The organism is Synechococcus sp. KORDI-100 (assembly GCF_000737535.1).
In the GTDB taxonomy this organism is placed as follows: domain Bacteria; phylum Cyanobacteriota; class Cyanobacteriia; order PCC-6307; family Cyanobiaceae; genus Parasynechococcus.
The window spans coordinates 1,365,773-1,377,233 of the sequence record NZ_CP006269.1 but is presented as its reverse complement, the minus strand read 5'-3'; the positions used below and the strand labels follow the sequence as shown (position 1 = coordinate 1,377,233).

At 55.5% G+C, this 11,461-nt stretch carries 6 protein-coding genes; 4 read left to right on the top strand and 2 right to left on the bottom strand.

Annotated features, from left to right (window positions below; all coding sequences use genetic code 11):
• Positions 1-103: 103 nt before the first annotated feature.
• The gene (rimI, locus tag KR100_RS06970; protein ID WP_239420447.1) at positions 104-499 is read right to left on the bottom strand and encodes a ribosomal protein S18-alanine N-acetyltransferase; all 396 of its coding nucleotides are present in this window, start codon (positions 497-499) and stop codon (positions 104-106) included.
• Positions 500-616: 117 nt separating this feature from the next.
• On the opposite strand from rimI, the gene lysA reads away from it, so the two are divergent.
• Genes lysA through bioB form a run of 4 tightly spaced genes read left to right on the top strand, consistent with a single transcriptional unit; the run spans position 617 to position 4,617 of the window.
• Complete coding sequence (gene lysA, locus KR100_RS06965) at positions 617-1,996, top strand: diaminopimelate decarboxylase (protein ID WP_038544335.1); 1,380 nt, start codon at positions 617-619, stop codon at positions 1,994-1,996.
• A 22-nt stretch (positions 1,997-2,018) separates the two neighbouring features.
• On the top strand, positions 2,019-2,849 hold the full coding sequence (gene cdaA, locus KR100_RS06960) for a diadenylate cyclase CdaA (protein ID WP_038544333.1): 831 nt from the start codon (positions 2,019-2,021) through the stop codon (positions 2,847-2,849).
• Positions 2,846-3,628: an isoprenyl transferase gene (locus tag KR100_RS06955; RefSeq protein WP_038544331.1), complete on the top strand. Its 783-nt coding sequence runs from the start codon at positions 2,846-2,848 to the stop codon at positions 3,626-3,628. The genes cdaA and KR100_RS06955 overlap by 4 nt, the downstream gene beginning before the upstream one ends.
• The gene (bioB, locus tag KR100_RS06950; RefSeq protein WP_038544329.1) at positions 3,625-4,617 is read left to right on the top strand and encodes a biotin synthase BioB; all 993 of its coding nucleotides are present in this window, start codon (positions 3,625-3,627) and stop codon (positions 4,615-4,617) included. The genes KR100_RS06955 and bioB overlap by 4 nt, the downstream gene beginning before the upstream one ends.
• Here the strand turns inward: bioB and KR100_RS14435 are convergent.
• Positions 4,614-11,264 (bottom strand): Ig-like domain-containing protein, encoded by a 6,651-nt coding sequence (locus tag KR100_RS14435; RefSeq protein WP_081858881.1) that lies wholly within the window; start codon positions 11,262-11,264, stop codon positions 4,614-4,616. The genes bioB and KR100_RS14435 overlap by 4 nt on opposite strands.
• Positions 11,265-11,461 lie beyond the last annotated feature (197 nt).

The window sequence follows — 11,461 nt, the reverse complement described above, 5'->3', positions numbered from 1 at the left end:
CCTGGAACGGCCCTTAGTTAACAACGAACACACCAAAATGTGACCTCGTTTCTATTGACGGTGGAGAGAAAACCGAACCCCTGAACATCCACACCGTCCCTTATTAGGACGGCAGCTCCAACCATTGGATCAGGGCATCACGACCGTCGCTGTAGTAACGGCTGCGGCGGCCAGTGGTCGTGAAGCCTTCAGCGGCGTACAAGGCCAGAGCAGCGGCGTTGTCCGCTGCTACCTCCAAGGTGGCCTGACGCGCTCCCTGCTGGTGGGCCTGCTGCAGCAACGCCCGCAACAACCTGCCACCGCAACCGAACTGCCGATGCTGGGGATCCACGGCCAACGCTGTGATGTGCAATTCATCGATCACCAACCAGCCGCAGGCGAACCCGAGCAGCTCGGCTCCATTCACCAAACCCACACAGAGCCGACCCGGTTCCGTCAATTCCCGCTGCCATTGGGCTTCACTCCAGAAGCCATCTAGGGCTCGCCGGTCCAGGGCCATGCAGGCCGCCAGCCAGGACGGATCAAGACGCAACAGCCGCAAGCTTGAGCCGTTCACGACCGGGACCGGGCATCCAAAGGCTGAATTCTTAGATTGCATCAAGTCCGCCGGTCCGTCTTGACCCAGACCATCACGAGCCAGAGGCCGTTCGAGGCCGGCCGGGATCCCATCAGTCCCAACCGCAACCTGGCGCCACTCACCACAACACTGGACGATCAGGACCGCCTGGTGGTGGGTGGCTGCCGCCTGAGCGAGCTGGCCCAGCGCTACGGCACACCGTTGTATGTGCTGGATGAGGCAACCCTGCGGGCCGCCTGTCGCGCCTACCGCGATGCCCTGGAACGCCACTACGCCGGGCCGTCGTTACCGATCTATGCCTCCAAAGCCAACAGTTCCCTGTTGATGAGCAGCCTGGTGGCCTCCGAGCAGTTCGGCCTTGATGCCGTGTCGGCCTGTGAGCTGCTCACCGCCCTGCAAGGCGGCATGCCCGGTGAACGGATGGTGTTGCACGGCAACAACAAATCCGATGATGAGCTGCTGCTCGCGTACAGAAACAACGTCACGATCGTTGTCGACAACCAGCACGACCTGGATCGTCTGGCGGAGCTGATCCCAGCGGACGCTGATCCGGCACGGCTGATGCTGCGGTTCACACCCGGCATTGAATGCCACACGCATGAATACATCCGCACCGGCCACCTGGACAGCAAATTCGGATTCGATCCCGTTCAGCTGGAGCCGGTACTGAAGCAGCTGGTCAACCAACCGTGGGCCAGGGTCACCGGACTTCACGCCCACATCGGCTCTCAGATCTTTGAACTGGAGCCCCATCGGGACCTCGCCGCAGTGATGGCCGATGCGCTGCAACTGGCCCTGGGCCTCGGCCATCCAGTGAGCGACCTGAACGTTGGCGGCGGCCTGGGGATTCGTTATGTGGAGTCGGATGATCCCCCGACGATCGAGCAGTGGGTGACGGTCGTCGCTGAGGCCGTGACGGCAGCCTGCCGCGAGCGGAACCTGGAGTTGCCGCGGCTGATGTGCGAACCGGGGCGCTCCCTGGTCGCCACCGCCGGAGTGACGCTGTACTCGGTGGGATCCCGCAAAACCATCCCCGGAGTGCGCACCTACGTCGCCATTGACGGCGGCATGAGCGACAACCCCCGGCCGATCACCTACCAATCGCTCTACACAGCGCGCTTGGCTGATCGCCCCCTGGCCAGCAATGACGAAACGGTGAATCTCGTCGGCAAGCATTGCGAATCAGGGGACGTGTTGCTGAAGGATCTGCCGATGCCCAGCAGCTGCAGCGGCGATGTGGTGGTGGTGTTCGGCACCGGCGCCTACAACGCCTCGATGAGCTCGAACTACAACCGCATTCCGAGACCTGCTGCCGTGCTGGTGCAGGGAGGCCAGTCGGAACTGGTGCAAAGGCGGGAGCAGCCGGATGATCTGCTGCGCTACGACGTTTTGCCAGAACGCTTCCGGGCGGTACGTTAAAACCAGCGGTGAAGCCGACGGAGTGAACGTGCTGGCGGGCGTTGACCCGCGCCTGGTTCTCGACGTTCTGTTTGCCTCCGCAATCGGCTTCCTGTTGTTTTCTCGGGTCAATGAGGCCCGAACCCTTTGGCTGCTGAGGGGCTATCTGTTTCTCGTGGCGATGGCCTGGTTTGTGCAGCGTTTTGCCAACCTGCCTCTCACCAGCAAGCTGGTGGATGCCCTGGTGATGGCTTGCTCCCTGTCGCTGGCCATCCTCTGGCAGGGAGAACTGAGGCGTCTGATGGAACTGCTCGGCACCGGCCGACTGGCGGTGTTGCTGGGAAATCCCCAGAACGAATTTCGCGCCGCCGCCGGCACCGTCAGCCAGATCACCGAAGCGGCCGGTCGACTGTCGCAGTTGCGTCGTGGTGCCTTGATCGTGGTGGATCTCGGCAGCGATCTGCGGCCGGAAGATTTCCTCAACCCCGGCGTCTCCATTGACGCGCAGCTGAGCCGTGAGCTGCTGCTCAACCTGTTCGCCGTCGACACCCCGTTGCACGACGGTGCGGTGCTGGTGCGCGGCAACCGCATCGAAGCTGCCGGTGTGATCCTGCCCCTGTCCCGCCACAGCGTCAGTCGCTACGGCACCCGCCACCTCGCCGCCCTCGGCATCACCGAGCGCTTCGATCGCTGCATCAGCATCGTGGTGTCCGAGGAAACCGGAACCCTGTCCCTGGCCAACCAGGGGCGCCTGGAACGGCCGATCACCAGCAGCCGCCTGCAGGAATTGCTGAAGGAGTTGTTCCTCCAGGCCGAACCTGCGCCACCAGGGCGGCGTAGCGTGGGAAGTTCACCGTCCGAAACGCTGTCTTGAGCCGACCGCCGGCCACCAGCACCGACGCCCAACCCTGTTCCGCCTGCCCGCCGGAGCTCGATCCGTTGCGGCTGCCGGCCCATGTGGCGGTGATCATGGATGGCAACGGCCGCTGGGCTCAGTCCCGCGGCTTCCCGAGGGTGATGGGCCACAGGGCTGGTGTGGAAGCGCTCAAATCCACCCTGAGGCTGTGCAACGACTGGGGCATCGAAGCCCTCACCGCCTACGCCTTCTCGACGGAGAATTGGGCCCGGCCCGGGGACGAGGTGAACTTTCTGATGACCCTGTTTGAACGGGTGCTGCAGAAGGAACTGCAGACCCTTGAGGATGAGAAGGTGCGCATCCGCTTCCTCGGAGACCTCGAAGCCCTGCCGCAGAAACTTCAGGACCTGATCGGCGATGCGATGGAACGCACCGCCGGCAACAACGGCATTCACTTCAACGTGTGCACCAACTACGGCGGACGCCGCGAGCTGGTGCGGGCGGCCCAGCGCCTGGCGATGCGGGCGGCAACTGGAGAGCTGGATCCCCAGAGCATCGACGAAAACAGCCTGGCCGCCGAGCTGTTCACCAGTGGGGAACAGGATCCAGATCTGCTGATCCGCACCAGTGGTGAGCACCGGATCAGCAATTTTCTGCTGTGGCAGCTGGCCTACGCGGAAATCCACGTCACCGACGTGTTCTGGCCGGACTTCGACGCCGATGCCCTGAAGCGGGCCTTGCTCGATTACCAAAGCCGCCAGCGTCGCTTCGGCGGGCTGGAGCCCATCACGCCATGACCCTCAGCATTCGCCACGACTGGAGCATTGAGGAGATCCAGGGACTGCTGGAACTGCCCTTGATGGAGCTGCTCTGGCAGGCCCAGAACGTGCATCGAGAGGCCAACCCCGGCTACCGGGTGCAGCTGGCCTCGCTGCTGAGCGTCAAGACCGGCGGCTGTGAGGAGGACTGCGCCTATTGCTCGCAGTCGATTCACAACAGCAGCGATGTGTCGGCCTTTGAGGCCCAGATGCAGGTGGAGCCCATCCTGCAGCGGGCAAAGGCAGCCAAAGACGCCGGCGCCGATCGCTTCTGCATGGGCTGGGCCTGGCGCGAGATCCGCGATGGCGCTCCCTTTGAGGCGATGCTGGAGATGGTGCGTGGCGTGCGTGCCATGGGCATGGAGGCCTGTGTCACGGCGGGAATGCTGAGCGATCACCAGGCGCAACGGCTCGCCGCAGCCGGGCTCACCGCTTACAACCACAACCTCGACACCAGCCCGGAGCACTACGACCGGATCATCAGCACGCGCACGTATCAAGAGCGGTTGGAAACGTTGCAACGGGTGCGCCAGGCCGGGGTGACGCTCTGCTGCGGCGGCATCATCGGCATGGGTGAAACCCTGCGGGATCGTGCCTCCATGCTGCAGGTGCTGGCGGGGATGGATCCCCATCCCGAAAGCGTGCCGGTGAATGGACTCGTGGCGGTGGAAGGCACACCGCTGGAAGGTCAGGCGCCCTTCGAGCCCCTCGACCTCGTGCGGATGGTGGCCACCGCCAGGATCCTGATGCCCCGCTCCCGGGTACGGCTCAGTGCAGGACGGGAATCGATGAACCGGGAAGCACAGATTCTTTGTCTCCAGGCTGGAGCAGACTCGATCTTCTACGGCGATACCTTGCTCACCACCGGCAACCCTGATGTGGATGCTGACCGCCAGCTTCTCAATGATGCCGGTGTGCAGGCGGCATGGACCGAAAAGACTGCGCTGGCCACGGCACCATCCAACTAGATCATCTCAACCAAATCGGTAGTGAATTGTGAGCCATTGAACTGCGATGAATTCCTGATCGCAGCAACCACCCCTCCAAGATCGCCCAATCCAGGCTCGTCACCGTTCTGGTTAAAGAGAATGTAACCATCCTTTCTGTTCGCTCTGTAAATAAAGTCTGTATCACGTCTCTGGAGATCCCTGAACATCTTCCTGTTTTTGGAAATCCCTATCTCAGCCCCATCGACAAGGCCAAAATCCTCGGCCCGAATCACCAATCGATCGGAACTTGGATCAAAATCCTTGATGATCTGAGCACTTTTCTTTTTGTAAGTCTCACGAGCCACCAAACGGATACTCTGGCCAGTCACGACATCAGATCCTGATGATTGATCTGCGGGATCTGATGCATCAGAAGCACTGCCGTCGCCACCCGAGGAAGAGCCTGCAGACTCAGCATCCTCGGAAGAGCTGTTATCACCAACATTTTTAAACGTCACATTAACTTTCCTCTGAGATGCATTGCCAAAAACATCCTCTGCTTGCACATAAAATGTCAACTTAGAGTTGTTGTCGTAGGCGACGCCATCTTTCAAGGCAATAAGGCCAGTGGTCTCATCCAAAAGAACAAAGCTTTGGGAATCGGCTTTTTGATCAACAAGAGAGAATGTAACTGCAGAATCATCATTGGCAGATGCCTTGTAAATACTTTGCCTGCTCTCTAATCGACTCTTAACTTTTACCCTGCCACCGGACGTAAACTTCGGCGGAATATCATCGACATTGTTGACTTCAAATCGAACATTGTGCTCAGAAGTGTTACCAGCCTGATCCTGGGCCGTGATCACAAAAGACCGTGGCTGCTCTTGATCAGGATTCTCATAATCAGGATTCAAGAGGAATCTCACATCGCCTGAAAGAGAATCGATGGAAAAATTCTCAGTGTCATCAATCGAATACGACACTGACGTTTCATCATCAGCCGTGGCCGTATAAATCAGCTGGTTATCTCCACTGTTTTCATCCAACGCCGGTGCCAGATCGGGCGAGGTGAAGCGAGGTGCACGCGTATCCACTGTGAACACAAGTGCTTCCGACTCAATGGACTGATTGCCAGCTTGATCAGTCGCACGAACCGTCAGCTGATGCGCACCATCCTCCAGTTTTCGCGGGTTGTCCTTGAAACTCCATTGCCCCGAAGAATCAGCACGCACAGTCCCAATCTGATCGCCATCCAGAAAAAGATCAACAGTAGAGTTGATTTCGGCCGTGCCCTTGAAATCAGGTGATGGATGATTGATTAATTGCTTGAAAGACGGTGTTTCAGCATTATCACGACTCATCAGTTCAGGAATCGCGGGTTGAACAGGTGGATTCGTGTCTGGCTTCACCTTGATGGTGTATGGAACGGGAAGGGTTTGTGAATCACCCTTGGAATCTTCAACACGGAAAACAACGGAATGCTTACCGAGTGCATCGGCATTCGGAGTGCCCTCCAGAAGTCCACTCTCCGAAACACTCAACCAGTCAGGACCATCCAGCATCGAAAAGCTGAGAGGGTCTCCATCAGCATCAAAGGCAAGATCAGCAATCGAGGATGCATAGGGCTCCTGCACGAAAGCATCATCCAGTTCCCAAGCAATTGATTTCCAGACAGGAGGCTGATTGTCGGTACGCTTTCGAACAACGCGGAATCCCCAATCAGGGCCTTGATCAGACGCTGCCCTGGGCTTACCAGGGGACAGCGAACTCATGGAGTTGCGATTCACAGGATGGAGGAAACTGCCGCCTTTGCGAAGGCGGGCTGGTAATTTACTTTGTTCAAACTCAGAAAGATCATCAAGCCATTCCCAGGCATTACCAGCCTGGTCGTACGTGCCATGGGGGCTGGGATGGTCGAAGCTGCCGACTGGAGCAAGGCCTGAAAAGGAAGAACCTTCGATATTGGCCTGTTCAACGTCGATGGAATCACTCTGGGTTGGGAAGGCATACAGCGTTGGATCCAACGCAGACGAATACAAACCAGCCTTGAGCCATTCCGCATGGGAAGGAAGCGCAAAGGCACCATCATCAAACGCATCCTGATTGCGTTGAATTGGCTCATTCTTATTGTCTTCCTGCTTGGGCATCATCGTGTAAACACCTTTCTCCGTACTGCCAGTCGACAGCCAGTTCACATAGCGAGCAGCATCCCAGAAACTGACATACGTAACGGGGTAATTAGCCAATTCAGGGACAACCGAATAGGAATAATCGCCTGATTCACCGTCTCGCGTAATTCCACCTAAGCCTTGATCAAGATCCGTCGCACCCATTTTTTTATCGTAGAGATAGTAATCATCAACGGACGCCACCGAATTGAGGAATTGCGCATATTGTGCATTCGTCACTTCATAGGTTCCCATGTAAAAGTCGTAATCGGGCAAAGGCGACTTAGACACAGGATCAACCGGCAGTGAATCCCCAGACAGAGCACGAACCAGAACGCTCGGCATCACAGAGCGAGCTTCAGCCACCTGAAACGACCAAAGATCGCCTTTAACAATGGAGCCATCCGTTTGTTCTGTATCAACACGCCAGTAATAGGTACGGCTTGGAATCAGCTCTTCTGGTGGCGTAAAAATATTATTAGCTTGCGAACTGGCTAATGTGAGATTACTTGAATCCTCACCAAAGTAGACATGATTCAGCGCAACATTCTTACCTTCAAGCCACATCAAATCAGCGTCGGGCTTGACAGTCGTTGAACCATTTGGGGCAATTGGGGTTCTGGCTTTGTTTGTACGGTGTCCTGGAATCCAATAGGAATCAGCTCCAAATTCATAAGCGCCACTGTCGGGGGCCTCTCCCTGATATCCATCAGTCACACCATGAACATGCATGCCAATGTCGATCAGAGGCGATCCTTCCCTTGGGCGGAAATCAAAATTTTCCGGGTCCCGTAGCTCTTCCTTAACCAACGTTGTGCGTCGATTATCTTGTCCGTGATCGCTTACATAGGAATTACCAATGGCATGATTCGGTGAACCAACGCCAAAGGGATCAGGCATCCGATCAAAAGCGTTGTTATGAATCGTTGAATTGAAATGGCCCAGACGCCGATTCGGGTCCTTCCCATATTTTGATGGTATGTATCGACACTCCCACTCCAAACAACCAGGAGTGGAGTCCAAGTAACCATAAAATTTGCCACGGTCTGCACTGATATCGTAGGAAAAATTAGAAACCAAAGTATTATTCATGATCTTGTGCTGATCACCTTTGATTCTCATTCCACGGCGCGTTTGCCTTGAAACATTGTGGTGTGCGGCACCGCGAATACCAGCGGGGCTCCCATCAAATCGAATGCCATTCCGGCCTGGGGCATCGTGAATCCAGTTGTAGGCGACCAAAGATCCTTCTTGAGATGAGGCAGGAACCTGTATCCCTGAAATGTCTCCATCACCATGGAAGGCGTAAATATGGTTGTAGCGCCAAACAGAAGAATCACCAATTTTTCCACCACCACCAAAGCCAAAGGTGTGAAAAGTATTTCTCTCAACATTCATCCCTGGTGCCGCCGCGACCCTCAGGGCTCCTCGATCGCGAACATTGTGCAAATAACTGTTCTTCAATTCCAATCCAGGGCCCGCAGCACGCAGGAGACCACTGATGCCGTTGGCAAATTCAGAGTTACTGAAACTGATATTGGAATCGGGAACATTCTCCAATTCCGGACGACCTTTCAAGCTGACTGGTTGAATTCGATTGTTATAAAGAGGGCGTTGTCCATCCTTCAACATCCGACCGTCATAGGTTGGATAAAGAAAGCGCATCTGATCAAAATTTAAATGAGTCGCTTCATTCAGTTCAAAAACTCCAGTATGTAAGGTGATCCCTTTGAAATCTAGGAATGATGAATCCTTGATCTCCAGCAACGAGTGATAATCAGCATCTGGATATTGGTCAGGATCAGCGATATAGGAGGTTGAACGATCCCAGGCACGTGCCTGCAAGTCACTGAGATTGGGATCCTGATCATCAGGCAGCCAGACGTAGAGATCTCCAGATGCCTTGTCGTAATGCCATTCCTGAGGGCGATCCAGCAATCCCAAGTGGCCCTCGAGATGATAGTGAAACTGTTTTGTTCCCTGGACAGGTCCGTTTTTGAGAGGCCAGAGATCAGCAGTCTCCACGGACCCGTCGTTGCCACTGGTCCAATTGAAATTCTTCAGGGACTTCTGTCCAGGGCTGCGGAGCCACAATTCAAAGTTTGGGTCAATGTCAAAGGATGATTCACCAGCCTTGTGATTGATAATCTCGCCAGAATGAGTCAGTCCAAAGCTCTTGTGAGGCACCAGCATGGCCCCATCAACACTGAAGCCGAGATCAGCCAATCGTTGTTGACTTTCATAATTGGTATACACATCTGGCAACTCAGAATCAACCAGAGCGAGAGCTCGCGTTCCTTCAATATCCCAGTAACTATCTGGTGTTGCATTTCGGCGATCGGAATCATCAAGCCGATCCCATTCCTTTGTGATGTTCGGCCAACGGGCCGCCGTTAACATCTGGCCGTCGAGATAAAGCTGAGAAACATCAAAATTCAGGTTCGTCTTCCAGATGTTGTCGTCATGCGGCTCCCAGTCGGTCGTGATCGGCTCAGCTCCGGTCAGAACAACATCCTCGTTCTGATAATTTTCAAAGGTGATTGGCGCGTCTTTCCGGCCATTCAAATTCTCAATTCTGAGACGCTCTCGATACGTTCCGCCACGGATTGAAATCACATCACCGGCTTCAGCATTATCGATCGCGTGTTGAATGGTTCTGAACGGTGCCAGCAAGCTGCCGGGGTTGGTATCACTTCCATCATTGGAGACAAACAAAACACCGTCTGTCGGCGGGAACGCATCAGCAGACAGGGTCAATGTGGCTGACGCGGACGCGGCTGAGGTGAATTCAGGAGCCAGAGTATCCACCACAAGATCAAGAGTTCCTGTCGTCGAACGTTCCTCTCCATCGGCATTCAGCTCCTGGGCGCTGATGGAATAGCGGCCATCAATCAATGCTGTCTCATCAGAGAGCGTCAACTGCCATTCAACGTCGTCACCGACGGGTGTGGCGCCGAGGTACGTCGACTCTGCAGTGGAGTCCTCAGACGACTCTGCGAACAATTCAATTCTCGAGCCAGGAGTCGCCACACCGAAAAATCGAGGGGTTCGTTCGTAAGTGACAGCATCACCATCCGAGCGGCCTGTGTCCGATGCCGCATCGAGGCGAAGCGCTGACGTCAGCTCCGGGGCCGGGATCTCCGGTGTCTCGGGCTCCTTATCGACAACGGGCAACGCATCGCCATCAGTCGACGTCGGATCCGACTCGGAAATCAGACCATCCGCTTCTGGATCCTCGTCCGCAGGCTCCGTTTCTGGCTGTTCCTGATCAACTGAAGTGGATGAGTCGTTAATGGGGGAGTCATCAGGATCGTCATTGGTCGAATCCTCATCGACAACGGTGTTGCCATCCGATTGTTCATCGGCGTTGGACGACGCCCCATCACTCGCCTCGCTTCCGGAACCATCCATCGATGGCACATCAAGGCTTAACATGCTCAACTGCGCTCCATCCCCTGACGCCGAAGCATCCCCATCTGGAACAAGGCCGTCCTCTGAAACGTCACCGTCATCTGGGAGGTCAACCGGCTCTGGTGATTCAACGGTCAGTGCCACGACAACATCGAGGGAACTGCTGTTACCTGCAAGATCTGTCGCAACAACCTTGAACTGCAGCCGCTCAGGTATGGCGATCAACGCCTCTGTGGACAGACGAACCTCTCCGAGAGCGGAGTCGATCGACAAGCCATCCAGGGAGGAACCATCAAACGGCTCCAGGCTGTAGACAACCTCCGACAGATCCGTCGCCGTCGCCGTGTAGATCAGATGACTGATGGGAGGCTGTTCATCAACGGAAGCCGCCGTGATGCCACCACCGCTGCTGCTGTCCGCAAGAATTGCCGACTGAAAACGCGCATCCCAACCGGCGAACAGGGCTTTGGCTGAATTCCTCCAACCTGTTTTACTCAATACCGTCCCATCGGGATTCACATCAAGACGCTGAAACAAGCTTCCTTTGCGGCCTGATTTGCGGAGCAGAACCTGAAACCCTTCCTCAACATCAACAGCCTGAATCGCATCCCATCGTTTTGAACTCTGATCGCTTAGCGCCTTGCCAGCCGCGTTCTTCAACGTGACGGGTCCGTCCGAAGACGGCATCAGATATTCCACTCCACCATCGAGAAACCCATCCCCATCCGCATCCTTCTCCACACCGACAATGCCATCGGCTTGGATGACATCTCCAAAACGGTCCTCCCAACCCTTCTTCAGAGCCCAATTGAGAGGACGCCATTTCGTACGTCCATTGATACGACCCGCCGAATTAACATTTAAAACCCGAAACAGGCCATTTCTGCGCTCCTTCCCCTCAACCAGGACCTTAAATCCGTCCGAAACAGAAATGGCATGAATTGGCGAACGGGATTTCGTTGATTGATCTGAATACAGTTGCCCACTCGAATTAAATAATGGCAGTCCTCCATCATCCGACGCCAAGGCGAGGGGCTTTTGTTTGTCGACAAAACCGTCAGCATTTTGATCAAGTCCAGAACCGCTTTTGTTGTCGCCGGATGGCATTGCTCGATCGATTTATCGTTACCTAATTTTGGCAGAAAAAGAATGAATTGTCATGCAGTCCACATCGCCTCAGGACGTTATGGATTAAAAGATGCAGAAGCCGTAGGGCCTTAGAAATCATTCATAAAAAAACAACAATCATCAACATTAAACATGATGCTTCGCATCAACGTCGAATTATCATCATCTCAACTATT